The organism is Streptomyces sp. NPDC058751 (genome assembly GCF_042746485.1).
Classification (GTDB): domain Bacteria; phylum Actinomycetota; class Actinomycetes; order Streptomycetales; family Streptomycetaceae; genus Streptomyces.
The window spans coordinates 80,182-102,303 of sequence record NZ_JBHYPZ010000028.1 but is presented as its reverse complement, the minus strand read 5'-3'; the positions used below and the strand labels follow the sequence as shown (position 1 = coordinate 102,303).

The following is a 22,122-nucleotide window of genomic DNA, read 5'->3' as shown; positions in this document are numbered from 1 at the left end:
TACGGTCGTGCTATGTCTCCTTCCCGATCAACCGCAGGTGTAATCCTGACCGTCGACGACGACCCCGGGGTCTCACGGGCCGTCGCCCGTGACCTCCGGCGCCGCTACGGCGAGGGCCACCGGATCGTGCGCGCCGAGTCCGGGGAGACAGCGCTGGAGGCCCTGCGCGAGCTGAAGCTGCGCGGCGACCAGGTGGCGGTGATCCTCGCCGACTACCGGATGCCGCAGATGAACGGCATCGAGTTCCTGGAACAGGCCCTCGACGTGTACCCGGGCGCGCGCCGGGTCCTGCTGACCGCGTACGCGGACACCAACGCGGCCATCGACGCGATCAACGTGATCGACCTCGACCACTACCTGCTCAAGCCCTGGGACCCGCCGGAGGAGAAGCTCTACCCGGTCGTCGACGACCTCCTGGACGCGTGGCGGGCCAGCGACTACCGGCCCGTGGGCGCCTGCAAGGTGGTCGGGCACCGCTGGTCGGCGCGCTCCTCGGGCGTCCGGGAGTTCCTGGCCCGCAACCAGGTGCCGTACCGCTGGTACTCGTCCGACACGCCCGAGGGGCAGCGCCTGCTGAACGCGGCCGGGCAGGACGGCGAACGCCTGCCGCTGGTGGTCACCCCGGACGGCACACCGCTCGTCGAGCCCCGGGACCCGGAGATCGCGGCGCACGTGGGGCTCGCCACGACCCCCACCTCGGAGTTCTACGACCTCGTCGTCATCGGCGGCGGCCCGGCCGGGCTCGGGGCGGCCGTGTACGGCGCGTCCGAGGGGCTGCGCACCGTGCTCGTGGAACGGTCCGCGACCGGCGGACAGGCGGGCCAGAGCTCACGGATCGAGAACTACCTCGGCTTCCCCGACGGCGTCTCCGGCGGACAGCTCACCGACCGGGCGCGACGGCAGGCGGCCAAGTTCGGCGCCGAGATCCTCACCGCGCGCGAGGTGACCGGACTGGAGGTCACCGGGGCCTCGCGCACCGTCCGCTTCTCCGACGGCTCCGCGGTCTCCGCGCACGCGGTGATCCTCGCGACCGGGGTGTCGTACCGCCAGCTCCGGGCGCCGGGCCTGGCCGAACTGACGGGCTGCGGCGTCTTCTACGGCTCGGCGCTGACCGAGGCGGCCGCCTGTCAGGGCCACGACGTGTACATCGTGGGCGGCGCGAACTCGGCCGGCCAGGCGGCGATGTACCTGGCCAGGGGCGCCAAGTCCGTCACGATCCTGGTGCGCGGCTCCTCGCTGTCCGCCTCGATGTCGCACTATCTGATCGAGCAGATCGCCGAGGCGCCGAACATCTCCGTGCGCACCGGCACGGTCGTGGAGTCCGCGCACGGCGACGGCCATCTGGAGCAGCTCACGCTGCGCGACGTGGAGAGCGGCCACACCGAACTCGTCGACGCGCAGTGGATGTTCGTGTTCATCGGCGCGGCCCCGCTCACCGACTGGCTGGACGGGACGGTCCTGCGGGACGGCCGTGGGTTCATCCTGGCGGGCCCGGACATGACACCCGATGGGCAGCCTCCCCGCGGCTGGGAGCTGGACCGGCCTCCGTACCACCTGGAGACCAACGTGCCCGGCGTGTTCGTGGCCGGGGACGCCCGCGCGGAATCGGCGAAGCGGGTCGCGTCCGCGGTCGGAGAGGGAGCCATGGCCGTCATGCTCGTCCACCGTTACCTGGAGCAGTCGTGAGCGGGCGGCCGGTGCCGTGCGACGCGGCGGAGCTGAGCACGCTGTTCCTGTTCGAGAAGCTCGACGGCGACCAGCTGGAGCGGTTGTGCCGGGAGGGCCGGACGGAGCGGTTCGACCCCGGGCCGGTGTACACCGAGGGCGATCCGGCCACCTGCTTCTACGTGCTCCTGGAGGGCACGGTCGTGATGTCGCGCCGGGTCGGCGGGGACGACGTGGAGATCAGCCGCACCTCCCAGCGCGGGGTGTACGCGGGCGCGATGCAGGCATATCTCAGCAGCCCGGGCGACGCGCAGTACAAGGGTTCCATGCGGGTCACCGAGCCGTCGCGGTTCTTCGTGCTGCCCGCGGCCGGCTTCGCCGCCATCCTGCGGGACTGGTTCCCGATGGCCGTCCACCTGCTGGAGGGCATGTTCTTCGGCAGCCAGAACGCCCAGCGCACCATCGGGCAGCGCGAGAGGCTGCTGGCGCTCGGCTCGCTGTCGGCCGGGCTCACGCACGAGCTCAACAACCCGGCCGCGGCGGCGGTGCGGGCCACCTCCGCGCTGCGCGACCGGGTGGCCCACATGAGGCAGAAACTGGGGATGATCGCCGCGGGACCGTACGCGCGCGACGCCCTGGAGACGCTGGTCGAGATCCAGGAGCGGACCGCCGAACAGGTCGCCAAGGCCACCCCGCTGAGCCCGCTGGAGGCCTCCGACCGGGAGGACGCGCTCGCCGACTGGCTCGACGACCACGACATCGCGGGCGGCTGGCAGCTGGCCCCGACGTTCGTGCAGGCCGGGCTCGACACGGACTGGCTGGACCAGGTCGCGGCGGCCGTGGACGGACCGACGCTCGAAGGCGCGGTCCGGTGGCTGAACTACACGGTCGAGACCGAGCTGCTGATGAACGAGATCGAGGACTCCACCACCCGCATCTCGCACCTCGTGGACGCGGCCAAGCAGTACTCGCAGATGGACCGCGCGCCCTACCAGGTCTCCGACGTGCACGAACTGCTCGACAGCACCCTGATGATGCTGGCCGGCAAGATGGGCTCGGGCATCGAGGTCGTCAAGGAGTACGACCGGGCGCTGCCCCGGATCCCCGCCTACCCGGGCGAGCTGAACCAGGTGTGGACGAACCTCATCGACAACGCCGTCTCGGCGATGGGCGGCGAGGGGACGCTGACGGTCCGCACGGCGCCCGACGGCGACCATCTGCTCGTCGAGTTCCGCGACTCGGGTCCCGGGGTGCCCCCGGAGATCCGCGACCGGATCTTCGACCCGTTCTTCACCACCAAGCCGGTGGGCGAGGGCACCGGTCTGGGCCTGGACATCTCCTGGCGGATCGTCGTCAACAAGCACCACGGCAGTCTGATGGTGCAGTCCGTGCCCGGCGACACCCGCTTCCAGGTGCGCCTGCCCCTGACCGTCTCGGAAACCGCCGCGGAAGCCGCCGTGAAATCCTCGGAGGAGCCGTCATGACCACACCGAACGGAATCGACCCGTCCGTACCGCCGAGCGGCACGGGCTGCGCCGAGTGCGACGCCGCCGGCGGATGGTGGGTCCACCTGCGGCGCTGCGCCCGGTGCGGGCACGTCGGCTGCTGCGACGACTCCCCGGCCAAGCACGCCACCGCGCACGCGCGCGGCACCGGGCATCCGGTCATCCAGAGCTTCGAACCGGGCGAGGACTGGTTCTGGGACTACGACACCTCGGAGCTCTACGAGGCGGGTCCCGAGCTGGCTCCCCCGGTGAGCCACCCGCTCGACCAGCCCGCGCCCGGCCCCGCCGGACGTGTTCCGGCCAACTGGGCCCAGCTGCTGCGCTGAAGCCGGGCGGCCGGAACCCCGGAGGGTTCCGGCCGCGGCCTCAGAGGACCTTGTTGCCGTACATCTCGCCGAGCGGATCGGCGAGCAGTTCGATCCGGGCGCCGTCGGGGTCGCGGAAGTAGATCGAGGCACCGCTCTCCTCCGCGTACTCGACCCCGGCGGCGTCGAGCCGGCCGCGCAGCTCGTGCCAGGTGGCGGGGTCGACCGAGATGGCGAGGTGGTGCAGTCCGCCCAGGACCTCCGCGTAGGGGCCGAGGTCGAGACCGGGGAAGTCGAAGAAGGCGAGCAGGTTGCCGTTGCCGAGGTCGAAGAAGAAGTGGGTCGAGCCCTTGTAGTCCCGGTTCTCGATCATCTCGGTGAGGGGGAAGCCCAGGACGCCCTGGTAGAACCGTACGGTCCGCTCCACGTCCGCGGAGAGCAGCGCCACGTGGTGCACGCCGCGGGCGGTGCTCCGCGGCCTCTCCGGCATCAGGTGGGCGTCCCTGATCCGCTGACGCTCCGCTTCGATCGCTGGCAGGTCCATGGCGCCCATCGACGTCTCCTCACGCAGAGAACCGGTACCGCACTCGTACTGGATACCACCACTTTCCCGCCGCGGGGCGACCGGCGTCCGCCCGCCGGGATGCGCGACCCGGCGCGAAGGGCGATGCTGGATACATGTCCGGACGGGCTCCTCTGGTTGTGCATCCGGCCCTGGACACCAGTGGCCGTGAGGTGACCGCGCGGGGTGAGAACCTCGGCGTGGCGTTCTCGGACGAGGATCTGCTGGAGTTCCTCGGCCGGGCGGGACTGCCTGACGCGGAGGATCTGCTGGACGATCCGGCGTGGGTGAAGTGGCGCGGAGGCCAGGCGCACTTCTACGGGACCGGTTGAGGACCCGCACGGTTCCACGGGACGATCGGGGCACACCCGGCCGGTCACGGCGGCGCCAGCACGACGAGTGTTCCGTTGGCCTGGCGCAACGCCAGTTCCAGGGGCAGCACGGGGTGCAGCGCGCCCGTCCCGTCCGGCGGCACGATCCACTCCAGCGCTCCCGCCGAACGGTACGGCGGCGGTACGGCGATCCAGGAGCCCCTGCCGAGGTGGCGGAGCCCCGAACCCTCCCACCGGCTCGCGGGGTCGGGCGGCAGGAAGAAGCCCACGCGCTGAGCAGCGCGGTCGACCAGTGTGGGCCCCGGCACCTGGATCAGGTCGGACCACAGGATGTCGAGGGCGAGCAGACCGAGCTGCTCGGGCACGCTCAGCACGTCCCAGTAGCGCCCGGCCTCCAGGAGCACACCACCGCTGCCCTGGTCCCACTGGCGTTTGCAGGTCCTCGGGTTCACGGCGGCCGCCGCGAGCCACTCCACGCTCCGCGTCCACGTCAGGTTCGTCATGCATCACCCCGGAGTCGGTTCTCTCCGCTCGGCAGGCACGCGGGAGGCACGGGTCGCAAGCCCCGCGTCCGCCCGTCAGGACCTCGGCATATGCATGGTGGTGGATATCCCTACGTGGCGGAAGGGGTGGCGAGGCGTGGCGTTTTCCGGGGCCCGGTCGACGACGGTGACGACGGCGCCCGAAGGGACTCCAGGGAGCGGGCGTGAAGCGGGGTCGTGTGCCAGCGGTCTCCTCTCGTGCATGGCATGGGAAGGAACGTGAGTTCCCATCTCGAATGAGTGACCTTTACGGAGAGTGGTCGTTGGGTGGGCGACGGGCTGTTTCGGGGCCGGGTTGTCTGGGGGTGAGCAGGTTGGGCGGGTTGCGGTCGGTGAAGGCGTCGTTCGTGATGCCCGGTCCGTCGGGGGTGACGGTCCGGGACCGGCTCAAGGGCCTCACCCCCCAGGACGAGAGGGTGTTGCGGCTGGTCGGCGGCCATCTCGGTTCGCTGGCTTCCCGGGATCTGAAGACACGGTGTGCGGTCGGCCTGGAACACGACAACAAATCGTGGGCGGCGCGGAAGCGGGAGCTGACGGGGCTGTCGTCGTCGCGGTGGGCGGGGTCGTTGACCAAGGCCACGCATGATGTGTGGGCTTTGGCCCGGCGCGGCCAGCACTCACACATCCGGCAGCTCGAAGCCGGAGTGAACACGATCCGGCACCGGCTCTCCCTCCCCCTGGGGGAGAAGGGTTCGAAACGGGCTCCAGGTGGTTACCGCAGCAGGCAGGAGTGGCACGCCAAGGCGCGTCGGCTGCGGGTGCTGGAGGACCGGCTGAAGCGGGCGCGGGCGGACTGGGCGGCGGGGCGGGTGCGGGTGGTGCGAGGCGGGAAACGCCTGCTCACCACCCGTCACCACCTGCAGGAGGCCCAGCTCACCGGGGAGCAGTGGCGATCCCGGTGGGAGGCATCGCGCCGGTTTTTGCAGGCGGACGGTGAGTCCGGGAAGCGGTACGGCAACGAGACCATCCGGATCAGCCCCGACGGGCAGGTCAGTATCAAGCTCCCGGCCCCACTCGCTCACCTGGCCAATGCTCCGCACAGCCGTTACGTCCTGGCGGCGCGGGTGTCGTTCACGCACCGGGGCGAGACCTGGCGCGACCGCGTCGAGGTGAACCGGGCCGTTGCATACCGCATCCACGAAGACGTCCAGCGTCAGCGCTGGTACCTGACCGCGTCCTGGACCCTCCCACCCGTCCAGGCCGTGTCCCTGGCGGCCGTGCAGGCCGGTGGGTTGATCGGTGTGGACACCAACGCCGATCTCCCCCACGCTCGGCTTCGCTCGCGCGGGGGGACCCCCACGGCCGCCTGGCGGCTTGACGCACACGGCAACCCGGTCGGATCCCCGCGCCGCTTCGACTACACCCTGTCCGGCACCGCCGACCACCGTGATGCCCAGGTGCGCCATGCGCTGACCCGCCTGCTGCACTGGGCCGTTCGCCACCGGTTGGCGATCGCGGTCGAGGACCTGGACTTCGCTACCGAGACCAGCCGGGAGAAACACGGCCGCCGCAAACACTTCCGCAAGCTGATCTCCGGCATGCCCATCGCCCGGCTGCGCGCCCGCCTGGTATCCATGGCCGCCGACCTCGGGATCCCGCTGGTCGCGGTCGACCCCGCCTACACCAGCAGGTGGGGCGCCCAGCACTGGCAGAAACCCCTCACCAGCACCACCAGGAAGACCACCCGCCACGACGCTGCCGCCGTGGCCATCGGACGACGCGCCCTGGGACACCCGGTCCGGCGACGGACGGCACCGCCCCGTGCACACCAGAGCGATGGGTACGGGCATCGGACCGTCCAGGCCCGACCAGGCTCCCCGGGGCGTGAGGGACCCCGCCCCCGCGTTCCCGGACCACGGACACGATCCGTGCCGCCCGGACGCGGAGCGAACGCGGGCGACCAGAACACCCAACACCGTCCGGGGTGTTCGGCTGAGCACGGGTCCTGGCGACAGGACCCACTTCCGCTCAGTCCCTAGGAACGGTCTCCAGGAAGAGCATGTCAACGCGCGTCATACAGACGGCCTCCGGACGGTTCGGGCGGCGGGCGACGACTGGGCACGGCGGGCGGAGAACATCAGGTGCATCCTGCATCCTTCCCGGACGGCCCGCCGGTGTCCACGTCCCGGCGGCCCCGGCACCCTCCTGTTCCGGACACCTCGGCAACTCACCTTTCCGCAAGGGGAGTTGCCGTCCCCGGTGGGCTCCGGACCGGCACCGCGACGAGAAGGCCGGACGGTGAACCCGCGGGAAACGGCGGCCCGAACCGTTCGCACGGGCGCGCGACGTCCGTGTGGCCGGGTAAAAACACTCATCTCCAGCCGTCTCCCGTTGAACACTCTTCGTCACGTCCCGCGTACTTCTGGGAGAGGCGGATGTCCGGTACACGACGAGGGATGACGATGGCCAAGGCGCAAGACTCCACGGGCGAGCTGATCGCCGGGAGATACCGGCTTCTCGACGTCTTCCTGCGCGAGGAGGGCCGGGCCCTGTGGCACGGCGAGGACACCGCCTTCGGACGGCCCGTCGTCCTGACCCGGTCGCGCACAGCCGGACACCCCGGCGAGGAGCCGGCGGAGCCGGCCGCCGACCGGATCCTGCGCACGGCCGAGGTCCTCGGTCCGGCCTGCCGCGGCGGAGTGGCCGCCGTCCTCGGCGTGGTCGAGGAACCCGGCTTCCTGTGGACCGTCACGGAACGGCCCCCGGGCGTCCCGCTGTCCGAACTCCTCCTGAACGGACCCCTCGACCACGTACGGGCGGCCGGTGTCGGGCTCGGCGTCCTCGACGTCCTGACCGCCGCGCACCACGAGGGAATCGTCCACGGCGAACTCGGCCCGAGCCAGGTGTGGTCCGACGAGGACGGCACGGTCACCGTGACCGGCTTCGGGCTGGCGGCGTCCGCCGGCACTCCCCGCCTCACCTCCCCCTCGTACGCCTCCCCCGAGCAGGCCCGCGGCGAAGGCCGCACGCCCGCGGCCGATCTCTGGGCGCTGGGCGCCCTGATGTACGCGCTCGTCGAGGGACGGCCCGCCGTACGGGACCGGGACGGGATGGAGGCCACGCTCCGGGCGGTGGACCGGGTGCCGGTCAGGGCCCCGCGCAACGCGGGCCCGCTCTCGCCCGCCATCCTGGGCCTGCTGCGCCAGGACCCCGTGGAGCGGGTGCCCGAGGCCGTCGTACGGGAGTCGCTGACGCGCTTCCTCAGACAGAACCTCGAGGAGGTCACGCCGCCGGAGCCGCTGCCCGATCTGCTGGCCCCCGCCGGGGAGCCCGGCGACGGGGACACCGAGGGCGACGGGGACACCGGGAAGCCCGGGCGCGCCCGGGGAGGCCTTCCGGCCGGCCGGCCCGTTCTGCTGGGCGCGGCCCTCGCCGTCGTGGTCGCCGGTGCCCTGGTGTTCGCCTCGATGGGCGCGCTGCCGGGCGGGGACGAGACCGCCGCCTCCGGCCCGGCCCCGTCACGGGCCCCCACCGGCACGCCGTCCGTCGACCCCACCGCCGGCGCGCCCGTCGGCCGAAAGCCCACGGCGTCCGCGAAACCGTCCCCCTCCCCCTCGGCCACCGCCGGCGCGGCGCTGCCGGCCGGCTTCTCCCTCTACCGGGCGCCCCAGGGCTTCGCCGTCGCCCTGCCGAAGGGCTGGAGCCCCGTGGACACGCAGTCCTCCGACGACCTCGCCTACCGGGTGACGCTCGGGGCGAGCGGCGATCCGCGCAACCTGGCCGTCACCTACAGCACCCGGCTGGGGCCGGACCCGGTCGCCGTCTGGAGCGCCAAGGAGCCGAACCTGCGTGCCGTGCTCACCGGCTACGAACGCGTGGGCGCCATCCGGCCGGTGACCTATCGCGGCATGAAGGGTGCCGACATGGAGTGGTACTCCGTGGTCCAGGGCGTGCGGGTGCGCACCCTCGGCCGCGGATTCCTCATCGGGGGCAACCGGGGCTTCTCGCTGCGCTGGACGACCCCGGCCGACGAATGGGACACCGCCGCCAACCGGCAGGCGCTGAAGACCTTCCTCGACTCCTTCCGGACGGGCGTGAACTGACCCTCCGTCACCGAGTGCTCATGTCAGTGTCCTTCCGGGATGCGCAGACCGGCCCTGCGCTGCGCCAGCCACACGGCCACCTCGTCGGCGATGGGCTGTCCGGTCTCCAGCTCGATGAAGCCGAACTGGCCTCCCTGGTTGCACTCCAGGAACCACCAGATGCCGTCCGCGTCCTCGGCGAAGTCGAAGGCCGCGTAGGCGAGTCCGGTGAAGGCGAGGTAGTCGTGGACCGAACGGGCGATGCGATGGGGCACCGGTGTGGGTTCCCAGCCGTTCTCCGTCTCGCCGAACCGGCCGTCGACCTGGCCCGGTTCGGCGGCTTTCCGGGCGGCGAACAGCCGGGTGCCGATGCCGGTGAGCCGGATGTCGGCACGTTTGGGGATGTAGCGCTGGAGCAAGGCGGGGCCGGCCGCCACGCCGGAGAAGTCCGTGCCCGGACCGACCAGGGTGGTGGGCAGGGCCGCCGGAGGCTGACCCGGCGGTGGCCCCGAGGCCGATTTCACGACCACGTCGCCGTGCTCCTGGACGAACTGCTGGGCCACCCGGGGAGCGGTCGTGATGACGGTGGGCGGCACGGCGAACCCGCTGGTGTGCGCCACCCTCAGCTGCCAGGGCTTGTGCCGGGCCTGCTCGGCGCGGCGCGGGTGGTTCATCCAGCGGGTCGAGGCGGAGTAGAGCATGCCGAACAGGGCCTGCCTGGTCTCGGCGGTGAGCCATGCGGAGGGTTCGGCGGCGTGCGCCGCCGGCTCGCCCGGTCTGCGCACCCACACGGAGCGCAGGCCTCCCATGCTGAGCACATGGCCGTTGACCGACAGATAGCCGTCGAAGTCACCGTGGGCGTAGTCGGCGGACAGCACCGCCTTGCCGGGCAGGTCGGCCGGATCGAGGCGCACCATGGGCACGCCCCGCTCGTGCAGTCTCGCCACCACCATGTCGGCGGTGACGTCCTGTTCGGCCGTGAGTATGAGAACCGTCATGCGCGCGGCATCCGTCAGTCGTCGAAGTGCGTCTGAGAACCGGCCGTCGATGTGGTCGTACCGGTCGCCATCAGCAACGCGCGGTCGCTGACGGCGGGACGGCCGTCGGGCAGCACGTTCAGCTGCAGGGACACGTCGAAGTGGTACGGGGGTATTGCGGCCGACTGCCCTGAGGGCCGGGCGTAGTTGAGAGTGAACGGTCGCACGAAAGATCCTCCCGCGGTCGCGTGATGGCCAATACACACCCGTACGTGGCATGACCGTAAGGAATTCATCACTTTCCGCCACATCGGGGTGAAGGCCATCACATCGCGTCGTTTCTGGGCTTGCACATTTCGGATTTACTGGGGTGTCCGCTTGATCGCGGTCGCCTAGTGTCACCTTGATTCCAGGCAGACCTTAGGCCATAGCTTCATCCTCCGTGACATCAACGCCCCACCACCCCAGGAGAGTTCCCGGTGACCGCAGCCATCACCTCCTCCGAAGACGCCGCCACGCGGGCCGGCGTTCCGGACCCCGTCGAGCGCGACGCGCGCGACTTCGGCGCCTACGCCCGCAACGGCGGCTGGGCCTTCGCGCTCAAGGTGGCGCGCAGCGTCCGTCCCGGCGGACAGTCCGCCGAGGACACGCGGAAGGTGTCCGCGAAGGAGTTCGCCGGACTGGCCGGATGCTCGCCCGACCGGGTCATGCGCTACTACAAGGCCTGGGACAGGGCCGCCGACGACGGTCTGGTTCCCCACTTCGAGACCCTGATGCCCGGCGCGGACGTCGAACTCCCGGACGGGGAAACCTGGTCGGCGTACTACGCCTCCCGCTCCAGCGCCGCCTCCGAGCGCGGCGCAGCCATCACCGAGGCGGCCGAGGCCGAGGGGATCCGGCCCACCAAGGCCCTGGAGGTGGCCGAGAACCCGACCGCGCTGCGGGCCGCGATCCTCGCCGACCCCTCCACGGCGAAGGCGGCCCGGGCCGCGCTGCTGGACCGCGTGAAGGAGGACCCGTCCCTCCAGACCGAGCTGGCCCGCGACATCGCCCGCACGGACGAGCTGAAGAAGGCGGTCGCCACCGAGAACAGGGCGGCCGACCGCATCGGCTACGTGCGCCAGATCGCGGAGAAGGGCCAGATCAGGACGCCTGCCGGACAGACGCTGGACGCGCCGGCCGAGCTGCGCTCCGAGGCCGAGCGCCGTCTGTCCCTCCTCGACGAGCTCGACGAGGGCGAGGACGCGGGCGAGTGGGTCACGGAGGCGTACGACACGATGAGGAACCTCGTCGTCGAGACGGTGGAGGCCGACCCCGAACTGCGCCTCCAGGAACGCCGGACGAAGGTCTACAGCGGTCTGCAGCGGGCCACGAAGGTGTTCGAGGAGCTGACCTTCGACGACGCCGACGACATCTACGAGGACGACATGGTCCAGCGCCTGGAGGAGCTCCGGCAGGCGATCGGTACCGCCATCGAGGCGCTGCGCGGGGCGGCCGGCCGGGAGGGCCGTCCCGCCTCCTGACGAACGCCCGCGCACGCCGTCCGCCGGGAGCCCGTGCCCACGTCACGGACCCGGCCGTCGCGGGGACGCGGGAGGCCGGGTGAGTACCCGTACTCATGCCGGCCTCCCCGGCCCTCCGCCACGATGGGGCCACCTGGACGAAGGAGCCCGTCATGCATGGACCAGCCCTCGCGCGACCCGGCCCGCACCCCGCCGCCGGGCGCGCCCCGCGCAACGCCCTCCCGGCCGCGCTCCTGGGGGTGGTCGTCGCGGGCATGGCGCTCTCTGCATGGCATGCCCATGACCAGATGACCTGGCTGCTGGAGACCGTGTGGGTGCTCGTGGGGCTGCCGCTGGTGGTGCTGGGCCGGCGGCGGTTCCCGCTGACGAGCCTGCTGTACTGCCTCCTCGCGGCCCATGCGCTGGTGCTCGCGGTGGGCGGCCACTACACCTACGCACAGGTGCCCCTCGGCGACTGGGCGCGCGACACGTTCGGGCTCGACCGCAATCCGTACGACCGGTTCGGACATCTCGTGCAGGGCTTCGTACCGGCCGTCCTGGTGCGGGAACTGCTCAGCAGGACGTCACCGCTGCGCGGCAGCAGGTGGCTGGCGCCCCTGACGGTGTGCGCGTGCCTCGCCTTCAGCGCCCTCTTCGAGATGTTCGAGTGGGCGGCCGCGGTGATCGGCGGGCACGGCGCGGACGCCTTCCTGGCCACCCAGGGCGACGTGTGGGACACCCAGTGGGACATGTTCTGCGCCCTCGTCGGCGCGACCGTCTCGGTGCTGCTGCTCAGCCGCGCGCACGACCGGCAGCTCGACGCGCTCGCGGCACGGCCCTCCGGGGACTGAGACCGCCGACGGCGCGGCCCTCCGCGGTGGAGGGCTCGCGGCGCCGGGTTCCCCGTGCCGTCACCAGCGGCTCTCCACCTGCTCCTTGATCCGCCGCTCGTAGAGCTCGTCGACGGCGTCCAGGGTCGCCCGGGACGGCTCCGGCAGCTTCGCGGCCTCCGCGTTGGCCCGGGCCTGTTCGGGTGAACGGGCTCCCGGGATGACCGTGGTCACGCCGGGCTGGGCGACGATCCACCGCAGGGCGAGCTGGGCCGGCGTGTACCCCTCGGGGGCGAGGGCGGAGAACTCGGCCGCCGCCTCCACGCCCGTCGCGAAGTCGACTCCGGAGAAGGTCTCGCCCTGGTCGAAGGCCTCGCCGTGACGGTTGTACGTCCGGTGGTCGTCGGCGGCGAAGACGGTGTCCTTCGTGTACTTGCCCGAGAGCAGCCCGGAGGCCAGCGGGACCCTTGCGATGATGCCGACGCCCGCCTCCCGGGCCGCCGGCAGGACCTGGCGCAGGGGCTTCGTGCGGAACGGGTTGAGGATGATCTGCACGCTCGCCACGTTCGGGCGGGCGATGGCGGTCAGCGCCTCGTCGCACGTCTCGACGCTCACGCCGTACGCGGCGATCCGCTCCTCCTCGACCAGCGTGTCGAGCGCGTCGTACACCGCGTCCGAGGAGTAGACGGGGGTGGGCGGGCAGTGGAGCTGCACCAGGTCGAGGCGGTCGACGCCGAGGTTGCGGCGCGAACGGTCGTTCCAGGCACGGAAGTTGTCGAGGACGTAGTTCTCCGGGATCTGGTCGACGCGGCGGCCCATCTTGGTGGCGACCATGACGTGCAGGTCCGGCCTGCCGCGCAGGAATCCGGCGATGGCCTCCTCGCTCCGCCCGTCGCCGTACACGTCGGCGGTGTCGAAGAAGGTCACTCCCGTCTCCGCCGCCGTCTCCAGCACGGCCATGGCGTCCTTCTCGTTCACCTCGCCCCAGTCGGCCCCCAGTTGCCAGGTGCCCAGGCCGATGACGGAAGCATGCTGGCCGGACCTGTCGAATGCGCGCTCGTCCATGACGCCAGTCTGTCACCTCCCCCACCGGAGCGGACGTCTCCGCTCCGCGCGTCCTCGCACACCGGGCGGCCGTCATCCGTCGGCGGGGCGCGCCTCGCGCCTGCCCACCATGCGCCAGACGGCGCGTTGCCCCCGCAGCGTGAGCGCGCCCACCACGATCAACACGGCTACGTTGATGAGGAGTTGGATGATCGCTCCGCGTGCCTCGGCCCAGCTCTCGAAGGCGGCGGAGACACTGAGGGCGGCTGCGGCGGGGATCGTGGTGACGGAGATGAAGACGCCCAGCAGGGCGCTCGTCCTGGCCTCGGACAAGGAGACGACGCCCACGATCCCGGCCATCGTGGCGACCGCCACCGAGAAGAAGTCGGGCGTGGAGATCAGGTGCGAGACGGGGCGGATGCCCAGCTCGAACGCCCTGGACTGCAGGCCGAAGCCGCGGATCAGCAGGCCGAACAGGAACGTGACGACGATGGCCAGCGCGAACCCGGCGCCCAGGGCGGTGAGCCCCTCGCGGACACGCCGCCGCGAGTGCCGTTCGATGCCCAGCGCGACGCTGACGATGGCGCCGTACTCGGGCCCGACGACCATCGCCGCGACGATGAGGATCTGCGAGTTGACGACGATGCCGACCGCGCCGATGAGGGCGGCGACCACCAGGTAGAGGTAGAAGCTCGGAGCGTACGTGCCCTGCGCGCGGATGCGGGCCTCCACCTCCTCCCAGACCGGCGCACGGGACAGCAGACCGGGCCGCTCGGCGTCCTCGTGCACGAGATGCCCGGTGATCGCCATGTCGACGGGTTCCACGACGATGGAGCCCACCTCGTCGAGGTGCAGTTCCCGCAGCCCCCGCAGCACCTCGTTGGCCCCGCCGGTCAGCACGTCGCAGGACAGGGCGTCGCCCTCCGGGCTGCGGGCCGCGCCCGGCTGCACCACGAGGTTCACGACGGACGGGTCGGCCGCGAGCCGGGATACCACGGCGTCGGTCAGCCCGGCGGGACTCACCATGCGCACGTGGAGCAGGTCCATGCGGATACCTCCCGGGACACCGGCGCGCGCCTCGTCGGCGTGGAACGGACCCCTCCAGTAACTCCGGCCGCCCGGCGTTCGGCAATCCGGCCGCGGGCGCCACCATGGGGCTGCCGGAGCGGATCGGCGGCGAACGCACCTGGGACCACCGCTGCACCTGGGTCAGGGACGGGGCCCTGTCGCCGCGCGCCCTGCTCGACCTCGGGTTCGCCGAGGAGGCGACGGCGTTCGCCCACTGGCTGCGCGAACGGCTGACGGAACGCCCGGACACGGCCGGGATCGCCCTGCCGGATGACGGAGTCGTCCGGCCTACCGCCGGACGGGCGGAACGTCAGGCCCGCGGAGGCCACGTGAGACCGACCCCCACCGGTCGGCGGAGGCCCGTGAAACAGGAACCCGCGGTGGTACTGCGCAGCAGTACGGACCGGAATCACCTGCCCCCGGGCGGCTGGAGCGAGAAGGAGAAGGCGTACGTCCAGTGCTACGGGGGCGACGTCCTGGACGCCTCGCTCCTGCTCTCCCCCGGGTCGGCTTCCTGGGCGCGAAGGACCCGACCTGGCTGTCGGCTCTCGACGCGATGGGCCGGACGCCGGTCTCCGCCAGACCGGCCGAGGCGCGCTGCACGTTCGAGAAGATGCACACGTACGCGAACCACGTCGGCCTCTTCGCCGAGGAGGTGGGACCCAGTGGCGAGCAACTGGGCAACTTCCCCCAGGCGTTCACCCATCTGTCGCCGATCATGGCCGCCACCACGCCGGACGGGGCACTGGACCGGCCGGGCCGAACACGGGCGGCGTCCGCCTACACCCTCATTCCGTGCACGTGCTTCGGCTCGGCCAGCAGGCCGTAGACGACCAACAGGGACACGAGCATCGTGAACAGCGACCAGAACGGGTAGACCGGCAGGAAGATCATCTGTGCGATCAGGCTGAACACGGCCAGGCAGACACCTCCCAGCCGCGCCCCCCTGGAGCCCACGAGGACACCGAGACTCAGCAGCGCCATGACGATGCCGACGACGACGAAGATCCACCCCCAGGCCGTGTAGTTGAGGATCAGCAATCGGTTGCCCCCGGAGTACACCTTCGAGTAGTAGCCGTGGTTGAAGATCGCCACGAAGCCCGTGAGGAGGTTGAACAGAGCGCTGACCATCAGCAGGATTCCGGCGAAGGCCACCCAGTGCGAGCGTTCCATCGGCGGAACGAGGTCGTCCGGGTCGGAGACTTGTCGCTGCATGGGAACCATGAGATCCAGCCGGAGGACGGACCGCAATCCGCACTGGCCCGTTGGTGTGGCACGGGGCGCGGCGGGGTTCCGGTCAGGCCCTGGCTCTCGTGGCCCTCGCCCGCACCGCCCTGGATCCGGCCCGCCCGGATCCGGCCCGCCGGGAACCGGCCCGCCCGGGCCGGGGCGCGGCAGGGCCGGGGCGCGGCAGGGCACGCACGGCGCCCCGGAGGTGCTCCGGGGCGCTGTTCCGCGGCAGCCGCTTCCCTTGCCGCAGGACACGATCCGGCGGTGCCGGTCGGCGCGGTGGCCGGCGCGTTTCCGTGTCTCTCCAGGACAGGAGTCACCGACCCGGAACCAGAGTGCCCTGAGTTACGGGTGTGGCGGGGGTGGTTCGCGATCATGTCATCCCCTTGTAAGGAAGCCCACACCTCGGACGGGCCGGCCGGTCCAGGAGATAACGGGAGGACTCCGGCGCCGGTGCCTCACACCCTCCGCCAGCGTGCCATCGCGAACGAGAAGACCCCGAACAGGACGAGACCGGCGGCGACGCAGGCCAGCAGCCAGGGGCCCGTCGGCGCGGCCGCGAAGGACCGCAGCGTGCCGTCCACCCCCTTGGCCTGTTCGGGCCGGTACTCCACGGCGGCCCGGACCGCGAACGCCCCCGCCGCCGCGAACACCGCGCCCCGCGCCACCCCGCCGCCCACGCCCGCCGTGTCGACCGCCCCGCGGACCCGCCGCGACATCTCACCGAGCTTGAGGTGCTTGTGGTATTTGCGCATCACGGCCCGTACGGCGATCCAGACGCCCGCGACGCCCAGCGCCACCCCGGCGGCGCCGACGATCCACTGGCCGCCGGGGACTCCCAGCGTCTTCGCCGTGACGTCCCGGGACTGCCGGTCGCCCGAACCGCTGCCGCGCGCGCCGGCCGCGAAGGCCAGCACGGAGTACGCGACGAACCCGTAGAACACGCACCGCCCGGCGGACATCAGGCGCTTGCCCGCCTCGCCGCCGCCCTCTCCGGCGGCGCCGAACACCGCCTCGGACAGCCGCCACAGCGCCATGCCCACGAGCCCGGCGCCGAGAGCCCACAGCAGGGCCGCGCCGAACGGCTTCGTGGCGATCTCCTGCAGGGCACCGCTCCGGTCCGCCTGCCGTCCGCCGCTGTCGCCGAAGGCGATGCGCAGGGCCAGCAGACCGACCAGGACGTAGATCACGCCCCGGGCGACCAGCCCCGCGCGGGCGGCACCCTCCCGCGCGGAGCCCGTCGCCGCGCGGCGGGCCCCGATCTCCCCGTCGCGGGCCACCGTCCCGGCGTTCACGGGGACCGCGTCTCGTCCGCCGTACCCGATTCCAATCGCAGCCTCATCTGAACCTCCTGGTCACCGGCCTCCGTGCCCAGTTCGTGCACGGTGAAGGCGGCGTCGAGGACTTCCCGCAGACGCTGTGTCGCCCGGGGACCGCCCTGCGCCTCCACGACCGGCTGCCCCGAAAGTTCCCCGACAGGCCCGGCGTCGTGGCTGGGCTCACCGGCGGTGTCGAACAGCACGGTCCACACCGTCGGTCTGCCGCCGCCGGACTCGTGGGGTTCGTCCGCCCCCTCCCGGTCCGCGGCGAAGCGGCCGCACAGGACGGCGAGCACACTGGTGGCGTCGGCCGCGGAACAGTCCCCGAGCATCACGTGAACCGTTGAGGCGGGCAGTTGTTGCACACTCATGAAAACCCTCTCCCTCGCGTCGGCGGGACGGGCACGCGCGCCCGCGGACGAGCGCGTCGTGACGGCGCAGGCCGTACCGGGTGTGCGGGTACCCCGCGATCACACGTCAAACGAGGAACGCACGCATTGCTTGCGTCCGTACCGGCCCAGGTCACAAAGGTCGGTGAGCTATGTTGAGTTCTCGTGGGACGTGAAGGAGGCGCATCGGTGCCATCGCCGCAGCAGGCACGCGCACAGGCATCCGCGATCACCTCGGGAAAGACGGCACCCGAGGCCGATGTCGCGCCCCCGTCCCAGCTCAGGGAGCTGTTCGACGGCCCCCGGCTCTCCCCCGGCCAGCGGCGCATCGCCCAGTACCTGATCGAGCACATCACCGAAGCCGCTTTCCTGTCGATCACCGACCTCGCCGAGCGGGTGGGGGTGAGCCAGCCCTCCGTGACCCGTTTCGCGGCGGCCGTGGGCTTCAGCGGTTATCCCGCCCTGCGCGAGAGCCTGCAGGCCATCGCGCTCAGCACCCTGGGCAGCGGCGCCCCCGGGACGCCGGTCGAGGTCACGAGCAACGAGCTCCAGGCCGCGGTGGACGCCGAGATCGAGAACCTGGAGAACCTGCGGCGGGACTTCACCGACCCCGACCAGATCATCCGCGTCGGCCGGGCGCTGTCGAAGTCGACGCCGCTGACGGTCCTCGGACTGCGGATCTCCGGCTCGCTGGCCGAGTACTTCGCGTACGCCGCCCGCCGCATCCACCCGGACGTGCGGGTGGTGACGCGCGGCGGCTCGGTCGCCTACGACGCGCTGCTCCAGTCGCGGGAGGCCGGCGGCACCTGGGTCCTGGCGTTCGGGATGCCCCGGCACGCCCACGAGACGCTCACGGCCATGCGGGTGGCGCGCAGCGCGGGCCTCCAGGTGGCCCTGGTCACGGACCTCGGACTGGGCCCGCTGGCCGACGAGGCCGACGTCACCTTCGCCACCGGTACCGGTTCCCGCCTCGTCTTCGACTCCTACGCGGCGCCCGTGGTGCTGTCGGCGGCGCTGCTCCAGGCCATGACCGACGCCGATCCGGAGCGCACCCAGGCGCGCCTGGAGGAGTACGAGCAGGTCGCCGAGCAGCACCAGTTCTTCCTGAGGGACTGACCCCGGCCCGGGTCCGGCTCTCCGGCGGCGGAGGAACCACCGCCGCCCGGCCCGGGCCCGTATCACGCGAACGTCTCGCCCGCACCCGCCGCGACCAGCGCATCGCGGGATCATTCACAACAAAGCACGCATGAATGTTTTCATGTCCTTGCGTATCTGGCGGCATATATAAATACTTCTTTCGGATCGTGCCCCGGAGGCTTCCAGGTCACGACCCATGAGCACCGGGGGCCGTCCGCTCCTACCCGCACCGGGTCCCGGGTGTTCGAGCGGGTCTCGTGCGCGAGACCCGTGGTGGCGGCCCCGGTCCCCCTATGCCGGGGCCGCCCCCAGAGTCCCCCGCCGACGTACCTCGGAAGCGATGAACATGGCCCTGACGTATTCACCGATCACCTCGGACTGGCCGTGCCAGGTCAAGACACCGGGCAGCTTCGACTGGGAGCGGTCGGCGGTGAAATGGCTGCGCGAGCTGGTGCCGAGCCGCTACGCGAGCTACCCCGTCCTGCACAAGCACCCCGTCCTGCTCGCCCGCCACGCGCACCTCCAGGTGCAGCAGGAGATAAGGGTCGCCCGTACGGCGCTCCAGACCGCCCGCTCCGAGCTGCCCGGCCTCGGTCTGCAGGAGAGCGTCATCGAGCACTCCATCAAGATGTACGCCGCCGAGGTGATGCAGCTCCAGCACATCGCCCGGAGCATCCGCGCGGTGTCCCAGGCGCTCGTCGACCACGCCCACCCGCGACACTGAGGTCCCGGGCCCTGTCGTGGCCCGGCAGGACCGAGTCCGAGGGAGACAGCGTGGACAGTGCCGGGCAGCAGACCGACGACGCCCATGGAGGCGATGATTCCGCGGCGGCCGTACCGTTCGACGTGCGGTGGATCCACGGCTCGCCCTCGGCCAAGCACAACACGGACCCCGACATCCAGGTCCATTCCTACGACGAGCACACGGTGATCCTTCGCCAGAACATGGCGATCGACTACGAAGCGCCCTTCATGTTCCTGCTGTTCGGGACCGTGCGGGCCGTCCTGATCGACACGGGCGCCACGGCCTCGGCCGAGCACTTCCCGCTGCGCCGGGTCGTCGACGAGGTGATCGAGACCTGGCTCGCCGGGCACCCCCGTGACGACTACGGACTGCTGGTCCTGCACACCCATCCGCACGGCGACCACACCGCCGGGGACGGCCAGTTCACCGGCCGTCCCGGCACCGACGTCGTGGACGCGTCCCTCGACAGCGCCTGGGACTTCTTCGGGTTCCACGACGATCCCGACGCCGTCGCCCGAATCGACCTCGGCGGCCGGGTGCTGGAATGTCTGGCCACGCCCGGGCACCACGAGGCCGCGGTGACGTTCTTCGATCCCTGGACCGGGATCCTGCTCACCGGCGACACGGTCTATCCGGGACGCCTGTACGTCGAGGACTGGCCCGCCTTCACCCGTACCGTCGACCGGCTGATCGACTTCTGCGGGCGCCGCCCCGTCACGCACGTACTCGGCTGCCACATCGAGATGACCCGGGAACCGGGCCGGGACTACCCGGTGCGCACCACCTACCAGCCCGACGAGCCGCCGCTCCAGATGACCACGGATCAGCTCCTCGACGTTCGCCGGGCCGTCGAGTCCGTCGGCTCGCGTCCCGGTCGGCACGTCTTCGACGACTTCGTCATCTGCCGCCGCGACGCCCCGGAGTGAGGGAGCGCTCACCCGGACGGCCCCGCCCGGGGCGATAGGCGGGGCACGAGCGGGCACACGGGAAGGAAGGGCATCCGACGACCTCTCTGGACGGACGCATGGACTCGACCTCGTGGACCCTGGTCCTCGTCATCGTGGCGGTACTGGCGGCCGCCGTGCTCGCGGTGGCGCTGGTGCTCCTGCGCCGGCTCGTACGCACCCGCCGCGACCTGCGGCGGGCCGGACTGCCGACCGGGCCCCGTTGGGTGTTCTGGGGCGCCGTCGCCTATCTCGTGCTGCCGACCGACCTGCTGCCCGACCCCGTCTACCTGGACGACATCGGCGTCATGCTGCTCGCCCTGCGCTCGCTGCGCGCGGCGGTGCCCTCAGGACCGCTGCGCCCGTCGGCCCCCGCCGTCCCGCCCGGTTCCCGGCCGGTCCCGCGCGGTTCGCGCGAACCCTGGGAACGAGAGCCGCGTCACGGGAACCGCGGGCGCGGGAACCGCGGGAAGGGGGCGGTCCGTTGAGCGGTCGACGGCCCGTGCTCCGCACCTCTGGCACGGGGGGCACGGATCACGACAGCGACGGGCGGCGCCATGACCGAGCTGGTTCCCGGGGGCAACACGCCCCTGCCGGACGGGGTCCTGACCTTCGGGGTCCCGGGCCCCTTCGACGTGTCCGCCCTCGTCACCGACGACGGCGGCAGGGTGCGCGGCGACGGCGACTTCGTGTTCTACAACCAGCCGGCCGCGCCCGGCGTCCGTCTCGACGGCGCCCGGCTCACCGTCGACCCGCCGCGGCTGAGGCCCGGCGCGTCCCGCGTCACCGTCGTCGTCAGCCCCGCCGACCCCACGACCCCGCCGGACCGGCTGCCCTCCCCCACGGTCCAGGTCACCGCGCCGGACGGCCGCGTCCTCGCCCGCTTCACCCCGCCCCGGCCGCACCGGGAGACCGTGCTGCTCCTCGCCGAGGTGTACCGGCGCGGTACGGCCTGGAAGCTCCGTGCCCTCGGACAGGGATACGCGGACGGTCTCGCGGGCGTCGCGCGGGATTTCGGGATCGACGTCACCGACGACACCGCCCCGCCGGGCGGCCCGGCGGCGGACGCCCGGAGCGGATCACCGGGCGCCGGACCGGGCGCGGCCGGCCGGGGCGGATCGCCGGGAGCGCAGGGGTACGGCCAGGACCCGGACGGATTCCTGGGGCCGGTGAACTCCGCGCGTGCCGCCACCGGTTCCCCGCCCGTCCGCCTCGACGCCCGGCTGACCGCCGCCGCGCGGAGCCACGCGGGTGCCATGGCGGCCCGCGGGACGCTCTCCTCGAAGGCCCCGGACGGGGTCTACGTCCACCAGCGCGTCGTCTCGGCCGGTTACTCCTACCTGACCGTCGGAGAACACCTGGTCTCCGGCCCGCGCACCGTGCACGAGTTCGTCGAGTACTGCCTCTCCGCCGAGCCGTCACGGCGCACCCTGTGCGATCCCGCCTTCACCGAGGCGGGACTCGCCCGCGTCCCCGACCCCCGCACGGGCGACCTGTACTGGACGGCGCTGTGGGCCCGGCCGTTCAGCCCGGCGGGCCTGGAACGGACGGCGCGTGAGGTCATCACGCTCACCAACACCGAACGGGCCGCCGCCGGGCTGCCGCCCCTGACCGCCGACGCGAGACTCACCGCCGCGGCCCAGGCCCACAGCGCCGACATGGTGGCCCGCGACTTCTACGCCCACACCTCCCCCGAGGGCGGCAGACCGTGGGACCGCGCCGCCGCCGCGGGCTCCGCCCACCGCGCCGTCGGCGAGAACATCGCCTGCGGACAGCGCTCCCCCGCCGAGGTGGTCCAGGGCTGGATGGACAGTCCCGGCCATCGCGCCAACATCCTCAAGCCGGACTTCACCCACCTGGGCATCGGCCTGGCCGGCGGCGGCAGGGCGGGCACGTACTGGACCCAGCTCTTCGGCGGCTGAGCCGGCGTCAGCCCCGCCCGTCCACGGACGAGTGGTCCCGGCGCGGCCGCTTTGCGCCAATCCACCGATTCCACCTCGCCGT

23 protein-coding genes are annotated in these 22,122 nt (G+C 72.0%); 14 read left to right on the top strand and 9 right to left on the bottom strand.

Going from position 1 to position 22,122, the window contains the following annotated elements:
* Nucleotides 1-12: 12 nt before the first annotated feature.
* From ACFW6B_RS25195 to ACFW6B_RS25185, 3 genes are read left to right on the top strand one after another with little or no spacing between them, the layout of a single operon-like run.
* On the top strand, nucleotides 13-1,686 hold the full coding sequence (locus ACFW6B_RS25195) for an FAD-dependent oxidoreductase (RefSeq protein WP_386598992.1): 1,674 nt from the start codon (nucleotides 13-15) through the stop codon (nucleotides 1,684-1,686).
* Complete coding sequence (locus tag ACFW6B_RS25190) at nucleotides 1,683-3,149, top strand: ATP-binding protein (RefSeq protein ID WP_386598990.1); 1,467 nt, start codon at nucleotides 1,683-1,685, stop codon at nucleotides 3,147-3,149. Before ACFW6B_RS25195 ends, ACFW6B_RS25190 begins: the two co-directional genes overlap by 4 nt.
* Nucleotides 3,146-3,496, top strand: coding sequence for a UBP-type zinc finger domain-containing protein (locus ACFW6B_RS25185; protein ID WP_386598987.1), 351 nt, complete (start codon nucleotides 3,146-3,148; stop codon nucleotides 3,494-3,496). The genes ACFW6B_RS25190 and ACFW6B_RS25185 overlap by 4 nt, the downstream gene beginning before the upstream one ends.
* 40 nt (nucleotides 3,497-3,536) lie before the next feature.
* On the opposite strand, the gene ACFW6B_RS25180 is transcribed toward ACFW6B_RS25185, so the two are convergent.
* Nucleotides 3,537-4,028 carry a VOC family protein gene (locus ACFW6B_RS25180; protein WP_386598986.1) on the bottom strand — a complete coding sequence of 164 codons (492 nt, stop codon included), beginning with the start codon at nucleotides 4,026-4,028 and terminating at the stop codon, nucleotides 3,537-3,539.
* Between the two features lie 125 nt (nucleotides 4,029-4,153).
* Between ACFW6B_RS25180 and ACFW6B_RS25175 the strand changes: the two genes are divergently transcribed.
* Nucleotides 4,154-4,369 carry a hypothetical protein gene (locus ACFW6B_RS25175; protein WP_037617573.1) on the top strand — a complete coding sequence of 72 codons (216 nt, stop codon included), beginning with the start codon at nucleotides 4,154-4,156 and terminating at the stop codon, nucleotides 4,367-4,369.
* 44 nt (nucleotides 4,370-4,413) lie between these two features.
* Here the strand turns inward: ACFW6B_RS25175 and ACFW6B_RS25170 are convergent, their stop codons facing one another.
* A complete protein-coding gene (locus tag ACFW6B_RS25170; protein WP_386598983.1) occupies nucleotides 4,414-4,872 on the bottom strand; it encodes a hypothetical protein in 459 nt (152 codons plus the stop codon).
* A gap of 389 nt (nucleotides 4,873-5,261) precedes the next feature.
* Between ACFW6B_RS25170 and ACFW6B_RS25165 the strand changes: the two genes are divergently transcribed.
* Together ACFW6B_RS25165 and ACFW6B_RS25160 are read left to right on the top strand one after the other, a co-directional pair.
* On the top strand, nucleotides 5,262-6,890 hold the full coding sequence (locus ACFW6B_RS25165; RefSeq protein ID WP_386598982.1) for an IS200/IS605 family accessory protein TnpB-related protein: 1,629 nt from the start codon (nucleotides 5,262-5,264) through the stop codon (nucleotides 6,888-6,890).
* Nucleotides 6,891-7,313: 423 nt separating this feature from the next.
* On the top strand, nucleotides 7,314-8,954 hold the full coding sequence (locus tag ACFW6B_RS25160) for a serine/threonine protein kinase (RefSeq protein ID WP_386598980.1): 1,641 nt from the start codon (nucleotides 7,314-7,316) through the stop codon (nucleotides 8,952-8,954).
* A 23-nt stretch (nucleotides 8,955-8,977) separates the two neighbouring features.
* Here the strand turns inward: ACFW6B_RS25160 and tgmB are convergent, their stop codons facing one another.
* Nucleotides 8,978-9,931 (bottom strand): ATP-grasp ribosomal peptide maturase, encoded by a 954-nt coding sequence (tgmB, locus tag ACFW6B_RS25155; RefSeq protein WP_386598978.1) that lies wholly within the window; start codon nucleotides 9,929-9,931, stop codon nucleotides 8,978-8,980.
* Nucleotides 9,932-9,945: 14 nt separating this feature from the next.
* A complete protein-coding gene (tgmA, locus tag ACFW6B_RS25150) occupies nucleotides 9,946-10,137 on the bottom strand; it encodes a putative ATP-grasp-modified RiPP (protein ID WP_037617579.1) in 192 nt (63 codons plus the stop codon).
* A gap of 252 nt (nucleotides 10,138-10,389) precedes the next feature.
* Here tgmA and ACFW6B_RS25145 point away from each other — a divergent pair, with 252 nt between their 5' ends.
* Nucleotides 10,390-11,433 (top strand): hypothetical protein, encoded by a 1,044-nt coding sequence (locus tag ACFW6B_RS25145; protein WP_386598975.1) that lies wholly within the window; start codon nucleotides 10,390-10,392, stop codon nucleotides 11,431-11,433.
* 152 nt (nucleotides 11,434-11,585) lie between these two features.
* Entirely contained in the window at nucleotides 11,586-12,263 is a 678-nt protein-coding gene (locus ACFW6B_RS25140) for a DUF2238 domain-containing protein (protein ID WP_386598973.1), read from the top strand.
* A gap of 60 nt (nucleotides 12,264-12,323) precedes the next feature.
* Here ACFW6B_RS25140 and ACFW6B_RS25135 read toward each other — a convergent pair whose 3' ends face one another.
* Together ACFW6B_RS25135 and ACFW6B_RS25130 are read right to left on the bottom strand one after the other, a co-directional pair.
* A complete protein-coding gene (locus tag ACFW6B_RS25135) occupies nucleotides 12,324-13,307 on the bottom strand; it encodes an aldo/keto reductase (protein WP_386598971.1) in 984 nt (327 codons plus the stop codon).
* A gap of 72 nt (nucleotides 13,308-13,379) precedes the next feature.
* Nucleotides 13,380-14,333, bottom strand: coding sequence for a DUF389 domain-containing protein (locus tag ACFW6B_RS25130; protein ID WP_386598969.1), 954 nt, complete (start codon nucleotides 14,331-14,333; stop codon nucleotides 13,380-13,382).
* A gap of 478 nt (nucleotides 14,334-14,811) precedes the next feature.
* Between ACFW6B_RS25130 and ACFW6B_RS25125 the strand changes: the two genes are divergently transcribed.
* Complete coding sequence (locus ACFW6B_RS25125) at nucleotides 14,812-15,183, top strand: glycoside hydrolase family 15 protein (RefSeq protein ID WP_386598967.1); 372 nt, start codon at nucleotides 14,812-14,814, stop codon at nucleotides 15,181-15,183.
* Here the strand turns inward: ACFW6B_RS25125 and ACFW6B_RS25120 are convergent.
* The 3 genes from ACFW6B_RS25120 to ACFW6B_RS25110 all read right to left on the bottom strand — a co-directional run bounded on the left by ACFW6B_RS25120 (nucleotide 15,135) and on the right by ACFW6B_RS25110 (nucleotide 17,274).
* Nucleotides 15,135-15,569, bottom strand: coding sequence for a hypothetical protein (locus ACFW6B_RS25120; RefSeq protein ID WP_386598965.1), 435 nt, complete (start codon nucleotides 15,567-15,569; stop codon nucleotides 15,135-15,137). The two genes, ACFW6B_RS25125 and ACFW6B_RS25120, sit on opposite strands and share 49 nt — an antisense overlap.
* 473 nt (nucleotides 15,570-16,042) lie before the next feature.
* Nucleotides 16,043-16,879: a DUF1206 domain-containing protein gene (locus ACFW6B_RS25115; RefSeq protein ID WP_386598964.1), complete on the bottom strand. Its 837-nt coding sequence runs from the start codon at nucleotides 16,877-16,879 to the stop codon at nucleotides 16,043-16,045.
* On the bottom strand, nucleotides 16,876-17,274 hold the full coding sequence (locus ACFW6B_RS25110) for a hypothetical protein (RefSeq protein ID WP_386598962.1): 399 nt from the start codon (nucleotides 17,272-17,274) through the stop codon (nucleotides 16,876-16,878). Before ACFW6B_RS25110 ends, ACFW6B_RS25115 begins: the two co-directional genes overlap by 4 nt.
* Before the next feature lie 207 nt (nucleotides 17,275-17,481).
* Here ACFW6B_RS25110 and ACFW6B_RS25105 point away from each other — a divergent pair, with 207 nt between their 5' ends.
* The 5 genes from ACFW6B_RS25105 (at nucleotide 17,482) to ACFW6B_RS25085 (ending at nucleotide 22,040) form a co-directional block, all read left to right on the top strand.
* Entirely contained in the window at nucleotides 17,482-18,408 is a 927-nt protein-coding gene (locus ACFW6B_RS25105) for a MurR/RpiR family transcriptional regulator (protein ID WP_386598960.1), read from the top strand.
* 361 nt (nucleotides 18,409-18,769) lie between these two features.
* Nucleotides 18,770-19,153 (top strand): hypothetical protein, encoded by a 384-nt coding sequence (locus ACFW6B_RS25100; protein WP_386598958.1) that lies wholly within the window; start codon nucleotides 18,770-18,772, stop codon nucleotides 19,151-19,153.
* Nucleotides 19,154-19,203: 50 nt separating this feature from the next.
* Nucleotides 19,204-20,100, top strand: coding sequence for an MBL fold metallo-hydrolase (locus tag ACFW6B_RS25095; RefSeq protein WP_386598956.1), 897 nt, complete (start codon nucleotides 19,204-19,206; stop codon nucleotides 20,098-20,100).
* 98 nt (nucleotides 20,101-20,198) lie between these two features.
* Nucleotides 20,199-20,606, top strand: coding sequence for a YkvA family protein (locus ACFW6B_RS25090; protein ID WP_386598954.1), 408 nt, complete (start codon nucleotides 20,199-20,201; stop codon nucleotides 20,604-20,606).
* Between the two features lie 69 nt (nucleotides 20,607-20,675).
* Entirely contained in the window at nucleotides 20,676-22,040 is a 1,365-nt protein-coding gene (locus tag ACFW6B_RS25085) for a CAP domain-containing protein (protein ID WP_386598952.1), read from the top strand.
* Nucleotides 22,041-22,122: the final 82 nt, after the last annotated feature.